Below are 20339 nucleotides of genomic sequence, written 5' to 3' on the forward strand. Positions count from 1 at the left end.
TCGGTTTTTTTAATGACCAGAATGTCCGTCAGCACCATGCGCATGGCCGTGCGATAATTCTTCTTCGTTTGCCGGGCGAACGTTTAAAATTTCGCCTTTAAAATGTAACGCCTGGCCGGCCATCGGGTGGTTTAAATCTACAATAACAGCATCTTCAGCTATAGAAACTACCTGGCCCTGCAAGCGGTTCCCCTGGTTGTCCTGCAAAGGCAGCATCGTTCCCACTGCCGGAATTTCTTCGGTGCCAAACATTTCTTTTGGCAAACTGGCAACGGCTTCATTGTCGTATTCGCCGTAAGCATCATCGGCGGTTAACCGAAATTCGTACTGGTCGCCGGTGCTTAAACCGCTTAAATGCTCTTCAAACTTAGGCAGCATCTGGCCTGCGCCGTATATAAATGTTAAGGGCTGCTCCTGGGTGGCACTTTCTACCAAACCCTCTTCGCCGTTTTCCTGATCTACGTATAAATCATACGTTAATGATACTACGTGTTGTGGTTCAATTTTCATGTTTTTAGGTTTCAGGAATGAGGTATGAGGTATCAGCCCGGGCAACGTTTATTGCCTCAAACCTGATACCCCCGCACCTCAAACCTATTAATCAATTTGTTTAAACGCTTCGGATACTTCGTTCACCGGAAGCTGGCAGGTTTTGTCTTTACAAACAAAAATGCTGTTTTTACTACCGGTTTTATCCTGCAACAAAGGTAAAGTTCCTTTTGTTCCGCCCAAGATAATTTTGTTGGGAAGATATTTTTGCTCGAAAGCCTTGCGTTTTTCTTCGGCTTCATCGCCAACAAGTACAATTTCGTAAATGCCAAAAACCTCGTCTAAAAGCAGCATGGCCCAATTGGAGAACGACGAACCGTACGGCGCCATGTTTTTTTCCACGTTCCGTAAAAGCTGTGCTGAAAGTTCGAGGTATTCAGAATGATCGAAAAACAAACCTAACTTTTTCAGGTTTCGGGCCATGACGGAATTGGAAGCCGGAATCACGTTATCCATCACTTCTGTTTTTCGGGCGATGAGTTGCGCGTCTTCATCGGAAGTGTAAAAGAACATGCCGCTCGACAGATCGTAGAAATGATCCAGCGCATAATCGTTGATTTTTCGGGCTTCCTGCAACCAGTTTTCTTCAAAAGTAACTTCGTATAAACTGATCAAAGCTTCGGCAACCAACGTATAATCATCCAGAAAAGCAGGCGAATCGTTGCCAAAAACACGTTTCAGTTTTCCGTTTCCGTTGGATAAATTTTGCAGGATAAAAGAAGCATTACGTTTGGCGGTTTCCAAATATTGCGGCTCGTTTAAAGCGCGGTAAGCATCGCAATAACCTTTTAACATCAAACCGTTCCAACCAGCCAAAATTTTATGATCTAAACCCGGACGAACGCGCATGCTTCTTTTATCCAGTATTTTTTGTCGTGCTTGATTGATTTTGGTTTGAAGTTCATCTGCAGAAAGTCCTAAACGTTCGTCCAGTTCATCTGCGTCATCTTTTCGGAAAAAAATATTGGTTTGCTCCTCTTCCCAGTTTCCTTCTTCGGTTACGTGGAAATAAGTGCAAAACAGTTCGGCATCTTCACCCAAAATCGCTTCTACTTCGGCTTTGGTAAAGGTGTAAAATTTGCCTTCCACGCCTTCGCTGTCGGCATCCAAAGCCGAATAAAAACCTCCTTCGGGAGAAGTGAGTTCGCGTTCGATAAAAGTCAGCGTTTCTTCAATAATTTTTGGATAAAGCGGATCAACGGCCCAGGTAAAAGCCTCCGCATAAAGACTAACCAACTGCGCGTTATCGTACAACATTTTTTCGAAGTGCGGCACGTGCCATTTTCCATCCACAGAATATCGTGCAAAACCGCCGCCAATCTGATCGTAAATGCCGCCGAAAGCCATTTTTTCCAGCGTTACCCGGACACTCATGTTCACGGCTTCGTCTTTCATCAAATGCGCGTAACGCATCAAAAACTGCCAGTTGTTGGGCATTGGGAATTTTGGCGCACGTTTTAAACCGCCATCTACCATATCAAAATTGCGTTTCCAGGGCGTTACAATGGCTTCCAGATCGGATTTTGAATATTCCTTTGCTTCTTTTACCAACTCAAATTGTTCATATTGATGGATGCCTTCAATCAGGCGAACGGCATAATCTTCGGCTTCTTTTGGTTTTTCGTTCCAAAAATCAGTCAGATTAAGCAACACGTTCAGCCAGTCTTTTTTTGGGAAATACGTACCGCCGTAAACCGGCCGCTGATCGGGCAAACAGATGCAATTTAACGGCCAGCCGCCGCGGTTTGTCATCAGTTGTACAGCGCTCATGTAGATTTGGTCAACATCCGGCCTTTCTTCCCGATCAACTTTAATACACACAAAAAACCGGTTCATTATTTCAGCAACTTCTTGTTTTTCAAAGCTTTCGTGCTCCATCACATGGCACCAGTGGCAGGCCGAATAACCGATGCTAATCAACAATAATTTATTTTCATCCTTTGCTTTTTGCAACGCTTCCTGTCCCCAGGGAAACCAATCTACCGGGTTATTAGCGTGTTGTTGTAAATATGGCGAAGTGGAATTGGCGAGGCGATTTGGCATGATGCTGTTTTTATCGGTATAAAATTGGTGTTGTAGATACTACCAGAAAAGCAGGCGTTTGGTTTGCCTCTGAGGCTTTTGACTTTCCCTAAACAATAAAAGCCCGATACTTGTTGCAACACTAAAAACAAGTATATGACAGAAGTTAAAGCATACGCGGCCGAAAAAGCCGATCAACCATTAGGCCCGTTTCAGATAGACCGGCGGGAACCTGGCAATGATGATGTAGAAATCAAAATTTTATATTGCGGCGTTTGCCACTCTGATATCCACACGGCGCGGAACGAATGGCAGGGAACACAATATCCGGTTGTGCCAGGACACGAAATTGTAGGAAAAGTTACCCGCGTTGGTCAAAATGTTACCCGTTTTAAAGCAGGCGATACCGTTGGCGTGGGTTGTTTTGTAGATAGTTGCGGCCATTGCAACAATTGTAAAGAAGACTTGGAGCAATATTGCGAAAACGGAAACACACAGACCTACAATTCGCAATCTCAAGATAAAAAAACGATTACTTACGGCGGCTATTCTTCGCACATTGTGGTTACCCAACATTTTGTGCTAAATGTTTCGGATCAGTTACCGTTGGAAAAAGTTGCGCCGTTGTTGTGCGCCGGCATCACCACTTATTCGCCGTTAAAACATTGGGGCGTAAAAGAAGGCGATAAAGTTGCCGTAGTTGGTTTGGGCGGATTAGGGCACATGGCCGTAAAATTAGCTGCATCAATGGGTGCCGAAGTTACCATGTTGAGCCGTTCTCCTAAAAAAGAAAAAGATGCGCAGGAATTGGGCGCGCACCATTTTGAGCTGACGACCGACCCGGAAAATATGAAGAAGCTGGCCAACACGTTTAACTTTATCATTGATACAGTTTCTGCCGAACACGATTACAACGAGTACCTGGCTTTATTAAAAACCGATGGTGTGATGATTTTGTTGGGCGCCCCGCCAAAACCGGCTGACGTTAGTGCTTTTAATTTGATCGGTGGCCGCCGCAGTTTGGTTGGTTCTTTGGTTGGCGGAATTAAAGAAACGCAGGAAATGTTGGATTACTGCGCCGAAAAGGGCATTACTTCGGATGTGGAAATGATCAAAATTGACCAAATCAACGAAGCTTACGAACGCACGTTGAAAGGCGATGTGCATTACCGCTTTGTGATTGATATGGCTTCATTAAATTAAAAACCAAAAAATAGGCATAAAAAAAGCATGTTCAAGTTGAACATGCTTTTTTTATAAGGTAAAAATCAGGTTATTGAACCACTTTGCGTTTGTACACTGTATGCGTTCCGGCACGCGATTTTCCTTTATCAGTCTCGTTGCCAACAACATAACCGGCACCGGCACCAAGCGCACCGCCAATTAATGCGCCTTTAACACCATGGCCAATTAATGCGCCGCCCAATGCACCGGCTCCACCGCCAATCAACGCACCTTTTGCGCGTTTAGACATTCCCCTGCGGTTTTTAGTGGTGTAAACATACTTTTTACCATGCTTGTAATAAGTGTGCTTAACGGTTTGGGCCTGTACAAAAGTTCCGGTAACAGCAGATAGCGTAAAAAATACGGCAAAAATCAAAATTAGTTTTTTCATGAGTTGAGTTGTAATTTTTTTATAATGATAACAGGATAAACAAATACTTTGCCTGTTTAACGTAAAGTATTTGTTAAGGTTTAGCACTTGTGCTGCAAATAGCTTAACTCCTAAAAATAACCCAACAATTTTTGATAGATAAAAACAGTATCCAAGCCAAGGAGTTCCTTAACCATAAATCCTTTATCCATGCTTTTTACACCGTCCAAACCTAAACTGTTAATTTTTGATGTTAACGGCACTTTGCTAAATATGGAAAGCATCAAAGAAGCTATCAACCATGCTTACAAACATCCTGGTACTTTTACACAATGGTTTTCCTGGTTGTTGCAGTATTCTTTGGTTGATACCGTTACAAAATCTTACCATCCTTTTAGCGATATTGCAAAAGCATCTTTACAAATGACAGCTGTTTCATTGCAAGTTGATGCAGATGAAACTTTTATGGAAGATATTTTAAAATCCATGCAGCAGTTGCCGCCTTACCCGGAAGTTGTTGAAGGATTAGAAATGTTGAAGAAAGCAGGCTACAAAATGGCAACGCTTACCAATTCTGCACCTGCTGCGCAGGAAAAGCAATTGCAATTTTCCCGGCTGAAAGATTTTTTTGAAGATACTTATAGTGTGGATAAAGTAAAACTGTACAAGCCGCATCCGGAAACTTATGAATACGTTTTGAATAAAATGGACCTTAAACCAAAGGAAGCCATGCTGATTGCCGCACATGGCTGGGATATTGCCGGTGCTGTTGGTGCAGGTTTGCAAGCTGCTTTTATTGCCCGAAAAGAACAAGCTTTGTATTCGCTGGCTGAAAAGCCCCGTTTTATTTGTGCCAATCTTTTAACTTTAGCTCAAGAGTTAGTTAAACTTTAATTTCAATATCGAACACCAATTTTATGCCAATAAAAGAAGCATCAACCTAAACCTGCCAGCCTGTATTTTGCAATCCGTTTCAAAAACACAAACATCAAAGCTGTTGCTATTGATGTTGCATTTTCGGTTGTCCGTTTTTGGTTTGAAGTTACAATTTGCCTTTCGCCCCTAAAGCTTCATCTTCTGTATAAAAAATTCCAGTGTTAAGCCCCAGGCCAGTTCGGCGGCATCGGCATTAAAACTGGCGCGTTCATCACAAAAGAAACCATGGTCGGCATCAGAAAATTCTACATTGATAAATTGTTTGCCAACTTTGGTCAGTTCGCTTTTAACGGTTTCAATCTGTTCTTTCGGGATGTGCTGGTCTTTTCCTCCCCAAAAAAACAAATGTGGCGCGTTGATGGCAGCAGCCCTTTTAATCAGGTCAGGCGCAATCCCAGCACCATAATAGGAAGCAACAGCTTTAAACGGCAGCATGGTATTGGCCAAAAAACCAACACGGCCGCCCAGGCAATAGCCGGTTGCCACAATTTTTCCGTTTTCTACCTGCGAATGATTTTCCAGCCAGTCCCAGGTTGCCTGAATATCAGCTTCCAGTCCTTCCACAGTAATCGCCTGCATGTGCGGCATTGCCGACTGGAAATCGGTATAATCAATTTCAATTCCGGGTTTGGCAGAACGGTGAAAAAGTTCGGGTGCAATCACAAAATAGCCTTCATCGGCAAAGCGGTCGGCCAGTTTGCGGATGTGGTGGTTGACGCCATAAGCTTCCTGAAATAAAATTAAACCCGGGAACGGGCTTTTGCCATGCGCCGGAATGGAAGTATAAGCTTGCATGGTTGTTCCGTCGGCAACCGGTAACTGCACAAAATTTTGTAATCCTGACATTGTTTTTTTATTGATAAAAGAAGTATCAAAGGCAAAAAGTTTTACAGGCAGGATGCTTTTTTTAAGGGCAGAAAAAATAGAATCAGGAAAAATTACAAGTATAGTTTTAAGACATTGTTTAGCTGTTCGATAGCTTGCTAAACTTTTTCTTTTGTAACAGGTGTTTTTATTTCAATAGTCATAATTAAATTCAATACAAATTAAACCTTCCAATCTTATTATTAAACCTAATTCCCCTCAACCACAAAAAATTATTTCCTTTCCTCTTTTTAATATTTACATTGCCGTAACATTTCTACCTCCAACCTCCTCTAACCCAAAAAAACACCGATAAAAGAAGCATGATGCTAAGTATCCGTAACATTGTGAAACAGTACGCCGGGCACCGGGCGTTGGACAATGTAAGCCTGGAAGTTGAAACAGGAATCATCTTTGGTTTGCTTGGCCCAAACGGTGCCGGCAAAACTTCGCTGATCCGCATCATCAACCAGATTACGGCACCAGATTCGGGCGAGGTTTATTTTAACGGCGAGAAATTAAACCAGTCGCACATTGAACGCATTGGCTACATGCCCGAAGAGCGCGGTTTGTACAAAAAAATGGAGATCGGCGAGCAGTTGGTTTACCTGGCGCGGTTAAAAGGTTTGGAAAAAACCAATGCCGAACGACGCATCAAAGCCTGGTTTGAAAAGTTGGGCATGGGCGATTGGTGGGGCAAAAAAATTGAAGACCTTTCTAAAGGGATGCAGCAAAAAGTGCAGTTTGTAAGCACCGTTTTGCACAACCCGGAACTGATTATTTTGGACGAACCTTTCAGCGGTTTTGATCCGGTAAATGCAGAAATTATCAAAGATGAAATATTGGAACTGAACCGAAAAGGTGCCACCATTATTTTTTCGACCCACCGGATGGAATCGGTGGAGGAATTGTGCGACTCGATTGCGTTGCTCAACTTGTCGCATAAAATTTTAGATGGGCCGGTGAAATCCATCCGCAATTCGTACCGCAACAATACTTTTAAAGTAGAATTTTCGGGGAAACTGGATTTTAACGGAACAGAACCTTTTGAATTGTTGCAACACACTCCCGGTGAGGAAACTGAATTAATCCAAATCAAGCTCAAAGAAAATCATACGGTAAACGAAGTATTGCAGTATTTGATACCGAAAGTAAGCATCCAAAAACTGGAAGAAACAATCCCGACGATGAACGAAATTTTTATCCGAAAAGTTAACCAAAACCGCAAATAGCAATTATCGCCATGAACAAAACTTTACTTATCATCCAGCGTGAATATTTGGCGCGGGTAAAAAAGAAATCGTTTATCCTGATGACTTTTTTGGTCCCGGGGTTGATTTTGGCGATGTATGCCATCACCTACTTAATTGCAGCCAACAGCGACAGCTTAAATAAAACCCGCGAAATTAAAGTGATTGACGAAAGCGGCGTTTTTGCGGGGAAATTGAAAGACCATAAAAACATCCATTTTAGTTCGTTAAGCCAATCGTTGCCTGAAGCCAAAAAAGCAGCAAACAAGAACGAAGATTTATTTATCCTCTCGATACCAAAAAATTTTACCGATAAAAACAGCGTCCAAATCTTCTCCAAAAAGAAACCCAATTTTGCCTTGGTAAACGAAGTAGAAACGCAACTGAACACGATCGCAACCGGCAATAACATGGCGGCGGCGGGTATTGATGTGGTTAAGTTAAGCGGCTTGAAAAGCAATATCTCCGCAGAAACCAAACAATTAACGGACGAGGGCGAGAAAGACAGCAACCTGGCTTCGGCTTACGGCATCGGCGTTGCTTCGGCCATCCTGATTTATCTTTCGCTGTTTATTTATGGCGCCCAAGTGATGCGTGGCGTAATCGAAGAAAAAACCAACCGGATTATTGAAGTCATTGTGTCTTCGGTAAAACCATTTCAACTGATGCTGGGCAAAATTCTGGGCGTTGGCTTGGTTGGCTTAACGCAGTTTTTGTTGTGGATCGTCCTTTCCACCACGGTTACCAACATCGCCGAAAAAGCTTTTACCAAACACGAAACCGCTGTTGAACAAAGCAATCAAACCCAAATAAAAGGTGGTAAAAACAGCACGGGGCAAACGCAGCCGCCCATTGGCAACCCGGTGATGAGTTTTATGAAGAGTTTAGAAGGCGTTAATTACCCGTACATCATCGGCTGTTTTATCTTTTATTTTTTGTCGGGCTATTTGCTTTACAGTGCCTTGTTTGCGGCCGTTGGTTCGGCTGTGGATAGCGAAACGGAAACGCAGCAGTTTATGTTCCCCATCACGTTGCCGCTTTTGTTCACCTACATTTTATCGTTTGCTTTTTTGGTTAACAACCCGGATAGTTCGCTGGCGTTTTGGCTTTCGGTTATCCCGTTTACGGCACCCATTGCCATGATGGTGCGCGTTCCGTTTGGCGTGCCGGGTTGGCAACTGGCTTTATCTATGGTGATGATGGTTGCCGGGTTTTTGTTTACCACCTGGGTTGCCGCCCGCATTTACCGTGTTGGCGTGCTGATGTATGGCAAGAAAGCAAGTTATAAAGAGCTGGCCAAATGGTTTTTTTATAAAGAGTGATTTTAGGTTGATAAAAGAAGTATCACTAATTGTATTTAACTTTCTTTTTCCTTGATGAAAAAGAACCAACGAAATCAAGACAAACCCGCTCCCTCCGGGCGTTTTGTCCAGCCTTTGCGCGCCTGGGCGCAGACCTGCCGCTTCTGAATGTCTAAATGCTTCTTTTATCGGTATAAATTTGGTCTGTTGAAAAATTGATTCTTGTTTTTCTTACGATAGCAAGGGCCGTTTGCAAGGTAGCCGCCATGCGCGTGAGGGATTGCAGCGGAAAGCCCACAGCGAGGCACGAGCGAGGACTTGGAGCGGAAAGCCCGACCCGCAGGGGCACGCCCAAAACAAAAAGTCGGAAAATTCAGAAAGACCAAAAGTCAGAAAGTTAGAAAGCCCGAAAGTTTAAGTTCCGTTTTTAAAGGATCAATTTATTTCAGCATCTTCGGTTTATGAACCAACGCATCGCCGTAATGGACCTCGGAACCAACACTTTCCATTTGCTGATTGCCGAAAAAGCGGAAAACGGATTTAAAGAAATTTTGCACCTAACAGAAGCGGTAAAGCTGGGCGAAGGCGGCATGAAAAACGGCTTGATTACTGCCGAAGCTTTTGACCGCGGCCTGAAAACCATGCAGCTTTTTGCCGAAAAAATAGCGGTAAAAGAAGCATCACAAGTTCGTGCCGTAGCAACTTCTGCTGTTAGAAGTACCAAAAACGGACAGGATTTTATCCGCGAAGTAAAAACCAAAACCGGGATTGAAATTGAAGTGATTGACGGTTTGCAGGAAGCTGGGTTGATTTACAAAGGCGTAAAAAGTTCGGGTATTTTATCGGCAGAAAAAGCACTGATTTTGGATATTGGCGGCGGCAGTGTGGAGTTTATTTTGTGCGATGAACGGGAGATTTATTGGAAACAAAGTTTTGAAATTGGCGCACAACGGCTGCGACAACTTTTCCATCAAACCGATCCGATGACGGAGGAAAATATTCAGAAGCTGAACAATTATTTAGAAGAACAATTGCAGCTACTGTTTTTATCGGTTAAAAATTGGGATGTGCAGCAACTGATTGGTTCTGCCGGTTCTTTTGAAACTTATGCAGAAATGATTGAGGTTGAAAAAGGAAACCCATTCAACATTCAAAACATCAAAACCTATGATTTTGAAATGGATGAATTTAATGCCATTGCGGATTGGTTAAAGCAATCCAGCCACCAAAAAAGGATGGCTAAAAGAAGCATTATTCCGTTGCGTGTGGATATGATTGTGGTGGCTTCTTTGGTTACGCAGTTTGTACTGCAAAAGCTGCAAATTAAAAAGTTGGCGATGACGACTTATTCGTTGAAAGAAGGAGTTTTGGCGGAAGAAGGCTTTTAGCTGTCGGCTTTCAGCTTTCAGCAAATAGCTGATTTCAAGCTTTCGAGCAAAATAACCAATAGAAAGGTAGCTGAAAGCTGAAAGCTAATGGCTGATTGCTATCAACTGCTGATACAATTTCTCCGTTGGCAAACCAACCACATTAGTATAAGAACCTTCGATGCGTTGAATACCAACCAAACCAATCCATTCCTGGATGCCGTAAGAACCGGCTTTATCAAAGGGATTAAAATTTTCTACATAATACCGGATTTCTTCATCTAATAACGGGCGAAAAAGCACTTCGGAAACATCAAAAAAAGTATTTTGCTGCTGCTTGTACAACAAACTTACACCGGTAATAACTTTGTGTTTTCTCCCTGAAAGCAGTTGCAACATAGCAATCGCATGTTCCGGTGTTTCCGGTTTTCCCAGGATTTGATCATCTATAGAAACAATGGTATCTGCGGTAATCACAATTTCATCTTCGATCATTTCATCAAAAGCGGCTGCCTTTTTTTGGGCGATAAAAACAGCAATCTCTTCCGGTTTTAAATTTTCCGGATAAGATTCATCCACTTCTTTTAAAACAACGCGGAAATTGAAATTCATCAAGCGTAATAACTCTTGCCTTCGTGGCGATTTGGAAGCGAGAATGATGGGTGGGAATTGTTGCATGATAGATTTTCCTCTTTTAGTTGGATTTTTGGCTGTTTGTTGTTCTCATCCCAAAACCCATTTTTAATTAAGCAAGGAATTTTTTACCAATAAAAAAGGTGCCTAAATAAATAAGCACCTTTTTTATTAAGCTTATAGCAAACTTTATATCGCTGTTAAATTACTGCTTCTAACTACAGTATCCAGCTTTGTATCAATTTTAGCTACTCTTTCTTCTAATTTGTATAACCTGTTGTTAATAGAATCTACATGTATTCTAATCGCATGTACATCGGTTTTCAAGGCTGATAAATCATTTTTTATTGGTTCAAGCTTTGAATCTAATTTTGAATCTAACAGATCAGATATTTCTTGTATGTTCATGATAGTCAATTTTTAACAGTTTTATAATGGTTGGTTGTTTTACGTAGGACAAAAATGTTAGTTAATTAAACTGGACATTTTGGTAATAATTAATTTGGCATCTTCAAATTTAACAAATAAAAATCTTATTGTTTGTTAATAGAAACTTTTTATAATTCTTTTTAAGAAAAAAATTAAACTTTTTATTAATAATAAGCTTTTTTGATTCATTAAAAGCTCGTCGCGTTTTCCTTCATCCATTTATCCTGGATTTTCAAAACTTTTTCGATCACATCGCGCACGCAACCTTTTCCACCTATAACTGGCGAAATATATTCGGCAACAGCTTTCACTTCTTCACAAGCATCAGCCGGACAAGTTGGCAAACCTACTTTTTTCAGGATATCTAAATCCGGGATGTCATCGCCCATGTACAAAATTTCTTCCGGGTTCAGTTTCATGTCTGCTACAACGCGCTCAAAAACTTCCAATTTATGGCTGATCCCCAAAAAAACATCTTTCACACCCAAACCATTTAAGCGCGATATAACGCCTTGCGAACGTCCGCCAGAAATACAGGCGATATAATAACCAGACTTAACCGCATGGCTAACTGCATAACCATCTTTTACATTAAAATGCCGCATTTGGTCGCCGTTCTCGGCCACAGTAACATCGCCGTTCGTTAAAACGCCATCCACATCGAAGATAAACGCTTTGATATTTTTTAGTTTTTCGAGGTACATTTGAGGAAGTTGTGGGTTTTCAGGTACGAGGTTTGAGGTGCGAGTTTCTGAGCATTGAACCGGCAACAGAAAACCCAAAACCGGCAACCGGTTTACTGGTTATCGCGCCATTCGTAAGCCCAGGCAGTTTGGATTTGCTCCAGATGGCCTTCGTTGCTTTCTTCTCGTTTGCCAACAAAGTTTGGCAACGTAAGCACCCATTCTAAAAGATCGGTAAAGCGTACACGGTAAATTTTAGAATCGTTAAAATCATCGCCAAATTTTTCGTACAAACTCATGGCAATGTCTTCGTAATCGTTCCAATGAATGGGCAGGGCAAAATCTTTATCCAACATAATTAATTTGAGTTTTAATGACCCAGAAATTGAGACTGGTCAGGAATGGTTACTTCAATGTCGCCATCAATCATCACACATTGGCAACCTAAACGGGAAGTGATGCGCGGGTTTACGGCGCGGTCTATAAAATCTTCTTCTTTGTCGGATATTTCCTGCACATTGTCCATGCCTTTGTTCACGTAAATGTGGCATGTGCTGCAACCGCAAACGCCGCCGCAGTTATGCTGCAGGTCAATACCGTTTTCCAAACAAACATCCAATACAGATTCTCCTTCGGCAATCGGCAGCACAACGGATTGCACTCCTGCTTCTTCAAAGTTAATCTTGACGTTATAAATTTCCATTGCACGCAAAAGTAATAATTTTAGTTCAGGCTAAAGGCGGTTCGTCCATTTTGATAATACCCTGACTGAGCAACGTGTACAACTGCTGCCACTCGGGCTGTTGCTGCAACAATTCCAAATGAGCAGCCATCGTTTGCATGTCTCGCCTTTTGGCTGGCCCGGTTTGTACTTCAGCCGGTAAAAAAGATTGCACTTTGGATGCGGTTTCGAGGATCAGCGGTTTGATCAAATTAAAATCCATTTGCTGTTCAGAAAGTAAATCGGCAGCAATGGCGTACAAAAAGTTTGGAAAATTACAGGCAAAAACAGCAGCCAAGTGCAAGGTTTTACGTTGTGCCGAATCAATATAAGTTACATTATTGCTGATGGTTTGGCCGAGGCCGAGCAACAACGCCATACTGTTTTTATCGGTACTTTCTATGCAGAGCGGCACGGAACGGAAATCCAATTCACGCATCTTGGAAAAGGTTTGCAGCGGATAAAAAACGCCACAAGTATCAAAATACTTTTCCAAAGTTTGCATACTTACGCTACCACAAGTATGCACCACCAATACATTTTTTAGGTGGATAAAAGAAGCAACGGTTTCCACCGCATCGTCTTTTACTGAAATGATAATTAAGTCAGTTTCTGGACAAATTTCACTTAAATCATCAACCGGTTCGGCTTTTAAATAATAAGCCAGCAAAGCCGCATTTTGCAGATTACGGCTCCAAACTTGGATAATTTGATGGCCGGCATTTTTAAGCGCAGCGCCTAAATGTGTGGCCACATTGCCCGAACCAATTAAAGTGATGCGCATTTTTTATATGGTAAAAGAAGCATTACAGTTTGATCCTTTTATCAAAAACAAAAGGATCTATTTTAATAAGTTTAACAAAATTAAAATCAGGATGCTTAGGATTGATTAAATAATTTACCTCTTCTTCTACAATAGATGACGGTACTTGCATTATTGCCGAACGGTTTTCACTTATCCATCTTTCTCCTAAAGCTTGTGTAAACGGCATTCGGTTAAATTCTTTCCAATCTTCCGGCAGTTCGTTCAAACTTATTTTTTCCTTTTTAATTTTATCATCTACGTTGATGGCCATGATGCTGAAAATCTGACTCAAACCTAACTGGCCACGGTGGACAACGTTTTCCAAACAAGCCAAAGAACGATTAGAAGCTGTATAGATCACCTCCGTTTTATTGGGGTTCCATCTTGCCGCCCTGCCCGATGCTTTCAATTTATCCGAATAAACACTCAACGTAATCCTGTAAACAAACATTTTTAAGCTAAATCGCCGTATGCGATGCGGATCAATTCTTCTTCAATCAAACCAATACCGGTTATGGTGTCCATCATTTCAACCGGAACCTGGTTTCCTAAACCGTAAGCTGATACGTGAAGCCAATCATTAAATGCTTCTGCCGAACCAAACAATTCGATACCTTTTTCAAACAGGGCAAAAGATTTAAGCAGTTTCTCACTCAAAGAAGCATCCAGTTTCAGTTCCTGGCGGTCATAATTCTGAATTGTTTTGATCGTGGTTTTAAAAGTATCCTGAAACTGTTCCTGCGTAAAACCAGACAGATTAATAAAATCTAAAGCGGCTTTGGCATCCAATCCTTTTTTAGAACTGTTTAACAGGCTAATTGGGTTGGCGTATAAAGATTGATAAACAACTGCCTGCTCGTTAAATAAATTTTTATTGCCAACGCTGGTTTTTCTATAAGTTGTGGCAGCTTTTTCGTTCGATGAAGTGCTTCCAGAAACTACACTTTTTTTAGTTGATACTTCTTTTTTAGCCATAACCTTTTGTTGTATAAACAAAAGTAGGAAAATTTTCTGATTCAATCAGAAAATTTTCCTACAAATAAAAATCAATCTTTTGGCTTGTTTACAACTTAAAAGCTTGCCGGCCTAACAATTTCCAGTTGCCTTTTTCTTTCACCCAAACCAACATTACGCCTAAGTTTACGTTTCCTGGTTTTCCGCCGTCGTTGGTTTGTGCCGAAAGTGTGTGCCGAACGATGGCGGTTTTATCTTTGATAACAATGGTTTGCCCGGTTAAATCAATCGTTACAAAATCTGATTGCCCGCTTACGATGGTTTCTACAAAAGCCGCTTTATCCTGAACTTTTCCACTGGAATGGCCGTAACTTAATTGATCAGAACTTATGTTTTCTAAAGCGGTTTTGTTGCCGTCAATCATTGCTTTCTTTAATGTTTCCACCGCCGCGGCAACCTGCTTTTCTTCTTTGCTTTGTGCTTTTACAGAAATGGAGAAAACACTTAGAAATAGTAAAATCAGGCCCACTGTTTTTTGCATGGTAAAAGAAGTATTGCCGTTTACGCCGTTTTCAATTCTTTGTTTCTGCGGAAAATAGAAAGCAAAAAGCCAATTACCATAATAATTGTTCCAGACCAAAAGAAATTGATGGAAGGAAACTCAATCGCTTTTATCACGATATATGGTTTTTCGCCTTCGGGTTTTACATAAGTAGTGATTTCCAGCTTGCCTTTTTCAGGCAAAATGTTAGAGAAGCGCACTTTCAAATCGGCGCTGTCTACCTTTTTACTGAAATCAAACTTGTTGCCGCCTTTGATCATAAAAACCGGTTCTGTGGTAAATACTTTGCCATTGCTTTGCACTTCCAACTGCGCACCAACAGAAACATCGTTTTTAGCCAACGGAATATCGCGCACTTTGGCATCTTTATTTAAAGCTTTTAAAATGATCAAACCGGCACGGTAACGGATGGTATCGCCGATGTTCATTTCGTGGGCAACCGGTTTGGCGTATTCTTTATCTTCGTTGGCTTCGGTGTGGCCTTCGTTTTCGGCGGTCTGGTCGTCCTGAAATTTCATTGGCCAGGCAATGCTCACGTAAGAATACATGTCTTTAAAAACATAGTGGCGTGTATCCGGGGAAGATACCAAACCCATTTTACGGTTAGCTTGCGCATTTGGAAGCAAGGTAAAATTCTCCTTTACTTTACCAGTTTTATCGTCAATGCGTTTGTAATTAACTTTGAAATAATGGTTTGGCCCGTTTAAGGAATCGCCGACATAAGTTGCCGTATAAACGCCGATTTTGGTTGGCGTATTAAAATCCAAACGCAGATTTTCGCGCGAATTTCCAACCTTTTCAAACTCGGTTCCAAAACCAACACCACTGTTGTTGATGGTAATCACGCGGCTCGTTCCCGTAGAAATTACCGCACCAACCAGCAACAAAGCAAAACCAATATGTGCCACTGCCGAACCAACCAGCTTTGTTTTGCCTTTAAAAATATCGGCCAAATATTTGGTATTGGCCAGAACGGCGTAAACCGAACCGAAAATAACCAGCATATAAACCAAATGCGTGTGGTAAAGGCCGGACAAAACGATGATAACGGCGCTGATTAAAGCTGCAAAAAACAGGTAAACCAAAGAACGGATGAGGAAAGTGGTTGCATCCGAACGTTTGTATTTAAGAAATTGCGCGAAACCCATCAGCAGCGTAATTACGACGGCAAAGGAAGATTGCACGATGTTGTACAACCTTACAGGTTCCGTTGGCGGTGCAGTTTTTGTTCCGAAAATAGCATTCCAAACCGGTATGGAAGTTACGATAACCAATTGCAAACAAGACAAAGCCAGGAAGACAGCCCCAACAAACATCCAAAATTCGCGCGAGTAGGTTTCTTCATCTTTTTTGGTGATGGGCAGTTCTTTCCAACGGGTAACAAATAGCCAAACCGAAATCGCGATGAAAGCAAACAGGAAAACCAACAATTGCCAGGTCATGCCTAAATCGGTAAAAGCGTGGACAGATGTACTGCCTAAAATCCCGCTTCGCGTTAAAAAAGAAGCATATAAAACCAGTATAAAACTGATAATGACCAGGAACGCTGCCGTAAAATAAGAATGACCGGTATTTTTATAAACGATCAACACATGTACGCCGCCAATCAGCGTTAACCAGGGGATAAAAGAAGCATTTTCCACGGGATCCCAAGCCCAAAAACCTCCAAAATTTAGCGATTCGTAAGCCCAGAAAGAACCCATGATAATACCGGTCCCTAAAACCATCACTGCAAAAAGTGAATAAGAAATAGCTGGTTTGATCCATTCTTTGTACCGGCGTTGCCACAATCCGGCAATGGCGTAAGCAAAAGGGACAACCATCGAAGCAAAACCCAAAAACAACGTTGGCGGATGAATGACCATCCAATAATTTTGCAGCAAAGGGTTTAACCCGTTTCCGTCTTTAATGTAGTTTAAATAATCCGGTCTACTAAAAACCGGACCTTCAATCGCGTTACGCAGTAAAATAAATGGCGAACTGCCCACACGCGTGCCAAACATCTCAATGCCGATCAGCATCGAAGCCAAAAATGCCTGCGATAAAGCTACCACAGCCATTACCGGGTTTTCCCAAGATTTCGCTTTCCAGATCAGGATGTTTCCCAGCACGGCCTGCCAAAATCCCCAAAGCCAAAAACTTCCCTCCTGCCCTTCCCAATAACTGGAAATGATATAATAAACCGGCAGCGTACGCGAAGAATGCGCCCAGGCATAATGGTACTCGAACAGGTTGGTGTAAATGATGTAAAACAAACAGGCACCAATACCAACAACCGAAAGTGTGTTGATAAAATAGCCGTAACGCGCCAGGTTTCTCCAACTATTATCAAGCTGGTTTTTATTTACGGTTGCAAAATAATAACTGATGGCAGAAAAAAGTGCCGAGCCGAATGCCAGTATAACAAATAACTGGCCGAGCTGCCCCGGCAAAAGGTGCTCTCCTTTATATTGAATATCCATTAAAGAAATTTAAATTGAAGCTTGTTTGGTTGCGTTTGCCTCGGTAACTTCCACTTTGTCTTGTATGTATTTGGAAGGGCATTTCATCAGAATTTTTGAGGCATGAAATTCGTTGCCCACCATTTGCCCGGTCAGCACAATTTGTTCCGATCGTTCAAAATCCTGCGGTTTGGTGCCGGTAAATACAATTTTGCACTCCTCACCTTTGTTGTCTTTCATAAAGAAAGAAAAATAGTTGGCGTCTTTTTTAGCGTCGTAAATCAGTTGTTTATCTTTATTTAAATGGCCGACTACGTGCAGTTCGCTATGTGTGTTTTTGGCTTCATTAAAAGAACCGTATGTGCTTGTATCTGCATAAGTGCTGATGATGATACAAATAGCAACGGCAATAATAACGATACCTAATATTGAACTTTTTTTCATCTGGATAATTCTTGGTTTTAATAAGCATACAAAAATACAAAACAAAGTTCGTAATCTTTTTTTTAGGGTTTCTATCTCGAATTTAGAATCGTTCTAAACAAAAAGAAGCATTTTCCATAGAAATAGAAAATGCTTCTTTTACCGCATAAAAATTAGTGCTTATGGCCAGATGCCCAGGTTTTTGTAGGAAACTGCAATCTTATTGATGGCAACCACAAAAGCGGCAGTTCTTAACGTATCTATTTTTGGTGTTTGTACAAAAGTTTCGCGGATTTCGTGGTACGAACGAATCATGGTATCTTCCAATCCGGAGTTTACCAGTTCCAGTTCTGATGCTCCTTTTACAATGGTAGAACGCTGCATGGGTGTTAAGGCCACGCCTGTAATTCCTTCTACCATATTTACTAAGTTCATATTGGCGGTTTCTTCAAAACGACGGTTGATACGGCCAAAAGAAACGTGAGACAGGTTTTTTAACCATTCAAAGTAAGAAACCGTTACACCGCCGGCATTGGCGTACATATCCGGGATGATGATGCCGCCACGTTCTGTAAAAATAGCTTCCGCCTCCGGTGTGGTTGGGCCGTTGGCTCCTTCGGTAATGATTTTTGCCTGGATACGGCGGATATTGTCCACTGTAATTTGGTTTTCCAAAGCTGCCGGAACCAGAATATCGCAGGGCTGCTCCAAGCCTTCCATCGAGTTTTTAAACTCTTTGGTGGCCAAAGGATAGCCTAAAATTGAACCGGTCGCTTTCCTATGCTCAAAAACAGTATTTACGTCCAGGCCGTCTTCGTTGTAAATTGCGCCTTCGTATTCGCAAATGCCAACAATCAATGCGCCAAATTCTGCCAAAAATTTAGCCGAATAAAAGCCTACGTTTCCAAGCCCTTGTACAATTACGCGTTTGCCTGAAATGCCCGGCAGCAAACCTAACTTTTTCATGTCTTCTGCCACGCTTACACATTCGCGTGTGGCAATCGCAACGCCACGGCCAGTTGCCTCACGCCTTCCGGCAATACCGTGCAAAGCAATCGGTTTTCCGGTAACGCAACCTAAAGCATCACCCTGGCCGGGGTTCATAGTAGCGTAAGTATCTGCAATCCAACTCATTTCGCGTTCTCCGGAACCATAATCGGGTGCTGGGACATCAATACTGGGCCCAATGAAATTCTTTTTTATCAACTCTACGGTGTAGCGGCGGGTGATGTTCTCCAGTTCCTGCTCGGTATAATTTTTCGGGTTGATTTTGATGCCGCCTTTTGCGCCGCCAAACGGCACGTTTACGATCGCACATTTATAAGTCATCAAAGCGGCCAAAGCCATCACTTCGTCTTCGTTCACCATTTCGCTGTAGCGGATACCGCCTTTAGTTGGCGATTGGTGGTGCGAATGTTCTACGCGCCAGGCATCAATTACTTCAAACCCTTTGCCTTTGCGGATGGGGAAACGGAAACGGAAAACGCTGTTGCAGGATTTTATTTGGTCCAGCAAACCGGCATCGTGATTGGTAAATTGGGCTGCGTGATCAAAAAACTGACAAACATCACCAAAAAAGTGATTCTCCACTTCGGAGAGAACAAGTGAATTACTCATAATAAAAATTGTTACGTTAACTGGTTTTATAAAAGGTATGCAAAGTTGAATGAAATTATTTCAATTACACAAATTCTTTATAGCCAGTGTATACGTCTTATCATTCGGTAGGGTTGATTGAATTGAGGTTTAGGGCGGTTAATTTTCGCGTTCGATCTTTTTTAAGCGGCGGTCAATGGTGAAAAGATAAATGGCCAGGCCGATAAAAACGATCACGATGGTGGCAATCACCACATAAATTTTTCCCGAACTGCGCATCTGGTCGGCCATTTCTACACCAGTAGTTTGCTGTGCGAACGAAAAAAAGGTGGATAAAAACAGCATTAAAAACGACAACAATATTTTTTTCATCGGGAGGATTTATAAAGTATTTCTTTTGTTTTCGATCAGGCGGATGCGGTAACGCAGGGTTGCAATCCAAACCGCAATCAACGGCCAGGCAATAAAAGCAGGATAAAGTACTACGCGCATCCTGCTATCTAAGTCATATTTGCCAAAAGCCGGGTTTCCGCCGTTTCCAGGATGGAGCGAATCGGTTAAACGCGGCAAAATAAAGATCAGCACGATCATGATCGGGAAAGCAAAGATGTTGTACACAGCGGAGATTTTCGCACGCCTTTGTTCTTCATCAATCGAATTTCGCAACACTAAATAAGCGCAATACAACAAGAAAGCGATGGCTGCACTGTTTTGCTTCGGGTCGTTGCTCCAATATTCGCCCCAAGTATATTTTGCCCAGATCATGCCGGTTACCAACCCAAATATAAAAAACACGACACCGGTGTTTACACATTCAACCGCAATTAAATCGTACGCTTCTTGCCCGGTTCTTAAATATTTGATACTGTACCAAACCGATATGCTGAAGATAACCAGCATCGCCATCCACATCGGCACATGAAAATAAAGGTTCCGAATGGTTTCGTGCAAAATTGGCAGCGTAGGTACATGGAACGTTAAACCCGCAACCAGCGTGTAAATAATGGTAACAACAGCCAGTACTTTCCACCAGCTTTGATAAATAAATTTCATTTTAAAAATTGTTGCGCAAAGGTAGCACTTATCCGCATTTCTAAATAATTTACTATTTTACGTGCCTTAATTTTGCCTGGTAAAAGAAGCATTACTGTTTTTAGCGGCAATAAATTATGCACATCGCAAACCAAATAAAATAATATAGTGTTAGCA

General features: G+C 41.9%; 23 protein-coding genes. 5 read left to right on the forward strand and 18 right to left on the reverse strand.

Annotation, left to right across the window (positions count from 1 at the left end):
* Positions 1-9: 9 nt before the first annotated feature.
* On the reverse strand, positions 10-510 hold the full coding sequence (locus Q0192_RS12165) for a peptidylprolyl isomerase (RefSeq protein ID WP_299289753.1): 501 nt from the start codon (positions 508-510) through the stop codon (positions 10-12).
* 87 nt (positions 511-597) lie between these two features.
* A complete protein-coding gene (locus Q0192_RS12170) occupies positions 598-2592 on the reverse strand; it encodes a thioredoxin domain-containing protein (RefSeq protein WP_299289754.1) in 1995 nt (664 codons plus the stop codon).
* Between the two features lie 135 nt (positions 2593-2727).
* Here Q0192_RS12170 and Q0192_RS12175 point away from each other — a divergent pair, with 135 nt between their 5' ends.
* The gene (locus tag Q0192_RS12175; protein ID WP_299289755.1) at positions 2728-3774 is read left to right on the forward strand and encodes an NAD(P)-dependent alcohol dehydrogenase; all 1047 of its coding nucleotides are present in this window, start codon (positions 2728-2730) and stop codon (positions 3772-3774) included.
* Positions 3775-3844: 70 nt separating this feature from the next.
* Here the strand turns inward: Q0192_RS12175 and Q0192_RS12180 are convergent, their stop codons facing one another.
* A complete protein-coding gene (locus Q0192_RS12180) occupies positions 3845-4186 on the reverse strand; it encodes a YMGG-like glycine zipper-containing protein (protein WP_299289756.1) in 342 nt (113 codons plus the stop codon).
* 189 nt (positions 4187-4375) lie between these two features.
* On the opposite strand from Q0192_RS12180, the gene Q0192_RS12185 reads away from it, so the two are divergent.
* Positions 4376-5059 (forward strand): haloacid dehalogenase type II, encoded by a 684-nt coding sequence (locus Q0192_RS12185; protein WP_299289757.1) that lies wholly within the window; start codon positions 4376-4378, stop codon positions 5057-5059.
* A gap of 168 nt (positions 5060-5227) precedes the next feature.
* Here Q0192_RS12185 and Q0192_RS12190 read toward each other — a convergent pair whose 3' ends face one another.
* Positions 5228-5947: a dienelactone hydrolase family protein gene (locus Q0192_RS12190; protein WP_299289758.1), complete on the reverse strand. Its 720-nt coding sequence runs from the start codon at positions 5945-5947 to the stop codon at positions 5228-5230.
* A 341-nt stretch (positions 5948-6288) separates the two neighbouring features.
* Between Q0192_RS12190 and Q0192_RS12195 the strand changes: the two genes are divergently transcribed.
* The 3 genes from Q0192_RS12195 (at position 6289) to Q0192_RS12205 (ending at position 9904) form a co-directional block, all read left to right on the forward strand.
* Positions 6289-7197, forward strand: coding sequence for an ATP-binding cassette domain-containing protein (locus Q0192_RS12195; RefSeq protein ID WP_299289759.1), 909 nt, complete (start codon positions 6289-6291; stop codon positions 7195-7197).
* Positions 7198-7208: 11 nt separating this feature from the next.
* A complete protein-coding gene (locus Q0192_RS12200) occupies positions 7209-8537 on the forward strand; it encodes an ABC transporter permease (RefSeq protein WP_299289760.1) in 1329 nt (442 codons plus the stop codon).
* A 440-nt stretch (positions 8538-8977) separates the two neighbouring features.
* Entirely contained in the window at positions 8978-9904 is a 927-nt protein-coding gene (locus tag Q0192_RS12205) for an exopolyphosphatase (RefSeq protein WP_299289761.1), read from the forward strand.
* Positions 9905-9988: 84 nt separating this feature from the next.
* Here Q0192_RS12205 and Q0192_RS12210 read toward each other — a convergent pair whose 3' ends face one another.
* From Q0192_RS12210 to ccsA (Q0192_RS12275), 14 genes are all read right to left on the reverse strand, one after another.
* Positions 9989-10561: a Maf family nucleotide pyrophosphatase gene (locus Q0192_RS12210; protein WP_299289762.1), complete on the reverse strand. Its 573-nt coding sequence runs from the start codon at positions 10559-10561 to the stop codon at positions 9989-9991.
* A gap of 144 nt (positions 10562-10705) precedes the next feature.
* Positions 10706-10924 carry a hypothetical protein gene (locus Q0192_RS12215; protein ID WP_299289763.1) on the reverse strand — a complete coding sequence of 73 codons (219 nt, stop codon included), beginning with the start codon at positions 10922-10924 and terminating at the stop codon, positions 10706-10708.
* A 209-nt stretch (positions 10925-11133) separates the two neighbouring features.
* Positions 11134-11649: an HAD family hydrolase gene (locus Q0192_RS12220; RefSeq protein ID WP_299289764.1), complete on the reverse strand. Its 516-nt coding sequence runs from the start codon at positions 11647-11649 to the stop codon at positions 11134-11136.
* 92 nt (positions 11650-11741) lie between these two features.
* Positions 11742-11984 carry a Fe-S cluster assembly protein IscX gene (gene iscX, locus Q0192_RS12225; RefSeq protein ID WP_299289765.1) on the reverse strand — a complete coding sequence of 81 codons (243 nt, stop codon included), beginning with the start codon at positions 11982-11984 and terminating at the stop codon, positions 11742-11744.
* A gap of 14 nt (positions 11985-11998) precedes the next feature.
* Positions 11999-12331, reverse strand: coding sequence for a 2Fe-2S iron-sulfur cluster-binding protein (locus Q0192_RS12230; RefSeq protein ID WP_299289766.1), 333 nt, complete (start codon positions 12329-12331; stop codon positions 11999-12001).
* A gap of 25 nt (positions 12332-12356) precedes the next feature.
* Positions 12357-13133, reverse strand: coding sequence for a F420-dependent NADP oxidoreductase (locus Q0192_RS12235; RefSeq protein ID WP_299289767.1), 777 nt, complete (start codon positions 13131-13133; stop codon positions 12357-12359).
* A 22-nt stretch (positions 13134-13155) separates the two neighbouring features.
* On the reverse strand, positions 13156-13584 hold the full coding sequence (locus Q0192_RS12240) for an RES family NAD+ phosphorylase (protein ID WP_299289768.1): 429 nt from the start codon (positions 13582-13584) through the stop codon (positions 13156-13158).
* Positions 13585-13607: 23 nt separating this feature from the next.
* A complete protein-coding gene (locus tag Q0192_RS12245; RefSeq protein ID WP_299289769.1) occupies positions 13608-14129 on the reverse strand; it encodes an antitoxin Xre/MbcA/ParS toxin-binding domain-containing protein in 522 nt (173 codons plus the stop codon).
* Between the two features lie 88 nt (positions 14130-14217).
* Positions 14218-14649 carry a nuclear transport factor 2 family protein gene (locus Q0192_RS12250; protein WP_299289770.1) on the reverse strand — a complete coding sequence of 144 codons (432 nt, stop codon included), beginning with the start codon at positions 14647-14649 and terminating at the stop codon, positions 14218-14220.
* A 20-nt stretch (positions 14650-14669) separates the two neighbouring features.
* On the reverse strand, positions 14670-17132 hold the full coding sequence (gene ccsA, locus Q0192_RS12255) for a cytochrome c biogenesis protein CcsA (RefSeq protein ID WP_299289771.1): 2463 nt from the start codon (positions 17130-17132) through the stop codon (positions 14670-14672).
* A gap of 9 nt (positions 17133-17141) precedes the next feature.
* Positions 17142-17555, reverse strand: coding sequence for a cytochrome c maturation protein CcmE (locus Q0192_RS12260; protein WP_299289772.1), 414 nt, complete (start codon positions 17553-17555; stop codon positions 17142-17144).
* Positions 17556-17714: 159 nt separating this feature from the next.
* Positions 17715-19151 (reverse strand): Glu/Leu/Phe/Val dehydrogenase, encoded by a 1437-nt coding sequence (locus Q0192_RS12265; protein WP_299289773.1) that lies wholly within the window; start codon positions 19149-19151, stop codon positions 17715-17717.
* Between the two features lie 138 nt (positions 19152-19289).
* Positions 19290-19502 carry a CcmD family protein gene (locus tag Q0192_RS12270; RefSeq protein ID WP_299289774.1) on the reverse strand — a complete coding sequence of 71 codons (213 nt, stop codon included), beginning with the start codon at positions 19500-19502 and terminating at the stop codon, positions 19290-19292.
* 9 nt (positions 19503-19511) lie between these two features.
* A complete protein-coding gene (gene ccsA, locus Q0192_RS12275) occupies positions 19512-20174 on the reverse strand; it encodes a cytochrome c biogenesis protein CcsA (RefSeq protein ID WP_299289849.1) in 663 nt (220 codons plus the stop codon).
* Positions 20175-20339: the final 165 nt, after the last annotated feature.

It is taken from the genome of uncultured Mucilaginibacter sp. (assembly GCF_937859865.1).
Classification (GTDB): domain Bacteria; phylum Bacteroidota; class Bacteroidia; order Sphingobacteriales; family Sphingobacteriaceae; genus Mucilaginibacter_A.

Excerpts from the sequence above, each read along its gene's own strand:
- Q0192_RS12165 (WP_299289753.1), bottom strand. The coding sequence starts at position 510 with ATGAAAATTGAACCACAACACGTAGTATCATTAACGTATGATTTATAC.
- Q0192_RS12170 (WP_299289754.1), bottom strand. The coding sequence starts at position 2,592 with ATGCCAAATCGCCTCGCCAATTCCACTTCGCCATATTTACAACAACAC.
- Q0192_RS12175 (WP_299289755.1), top strand. The coding sequence starts at position 2,728 with ATGACAGAAGTTAAAGCATACGCGGCCGAAAAAGCCGATCAACCATTA.
- Q0192_RS12180 (WP_299289756.1), bottom strand. The coding sequence starts at position 4,186 with ATGAAAAAACTAATTTTGATTTTTGCCGTATTTTTTACGCTATCTGCT.
- Q0192_RS12185 (WP_299289757.1), top strand. The coding sequence starts at position 4,376 with ATGCTTTTTACACCGTCCAAACCTAAACTGTTAATTTTTGATGTTAAC.
- Q0192_RS12190 (WP_299289758.1), bottom strand. The coding sequence starts at position 5,947 with ATGTCAGGATTACAAAATTTTGTGCAGTTACCGGTTGCCGACGGAACA.
- Q0192_RS12195 (WP_299289759.1), top strand. The coding sequence starts at position 6,289 with ATGATGCTAAGTATCCGTAACATTGTGAAACAGTACGCCGGGCACCGG.
- Q0192_RS12200 (WP_299289760.1), top strand. The coding sequence starts at position 7,209 with ATGAACAAAACTTTACTTATCATCCAGCGTGAATATTTGGCGCGGGTA.
- Q0192_RS12205 (WP_299289761.1), top strand. The coding sequence starts at position 8,978 with ATGAACCAACGCATCGCCGTAATGGACCTCGGAACCAACACTTTCCAT.
- Q0192_RS12210 (WP_299289762.1), bottom strand. The coding sequence starts at position 10,561 with ATGCAACAATTCCCACCCATCATTCTCGCTTCCAAATCGCCACGAAGG.
- Q0192_RS12215 (WP_299289763.1), bottom strand. The coding sequence starts at position 10,924 with ATGAACATACAAGAAATATCTGATCTGTTAGATTCAAAATTAGATTCA.
- Q0192_RS12220 (WP_299289764.1), bottom strand. The coding sequence starts at position 11,649 with ATGTACCTCGAAAAACTAAAAAATATCAAAGCGTTTATCTTCGATGTG.
- iscX (WP_299289765.1), bottom strand. The coding sequence starts at position 11,984 with ATGTTGGATAAAGATTTTGCCCTGCCCATTCATTGGAACGATTACGAA.
- Q0192_RS12230 (WP_299289766.1), bottom strand. The coding sequence starts at position 12,331 with ATGGAAATTTATAACGTCAAGATTAACTTTGAAGAAGCAGGAGTGCAA.
- Q0192_RS12235 (WP_299289767.1), bottom strand. The coding sequence starts at position 13,133 with ATGCGCATCACTTTAATTGGTTCGGGCAATGTGGCCACACATTTAGGC.
- Q0192_RS12245 (WP_299289769.1), bottom strand. The coding sequence starts at position 14,129 with ATGGCTAAAAAAGAAGTATCAACTAAAAAAAGTGTAGTTTCTGGAAGC.
- Q0192_RS12250 (WP_299289770.1), bottom strand. The coding sequence starts at position 14,649 with ATGCAAAAAACAGTGGGCCTGATTTTACTATTTCTAAGTGTTTTCTCC.
- ccsA (WP_299289771.1), bottom strand. The coding sequence starts at position 17,132 with ATGGATATTCAATATAAAGGAGAGCACCTTTTGCCGGGGCAGCTCGGC.
- Q0192_RS12260 (WP_299289772.1), bottom strand. The coding sequence starts at position 17,555 with ATGAAAAAAAGTTCAATATTAGGTATCGTTATTATTGCCGTTGCTATT.
- Q0192_RS12265 (WP_299289773.1), bottom strand. The coding sequence starts at position 19,151 with ATGAGTAATTCACTTGTTCTCTCCGAAGTGGAGAATCACTTTTTTGGT.
- Q0192_RS12270 (WP_299289774.1), bottom strand. The coding sequence starts at position 19,502 with ATGAAAAAAATATTGTTGTCGTTTTTAATGCTGTTTTTATCCACCTTT.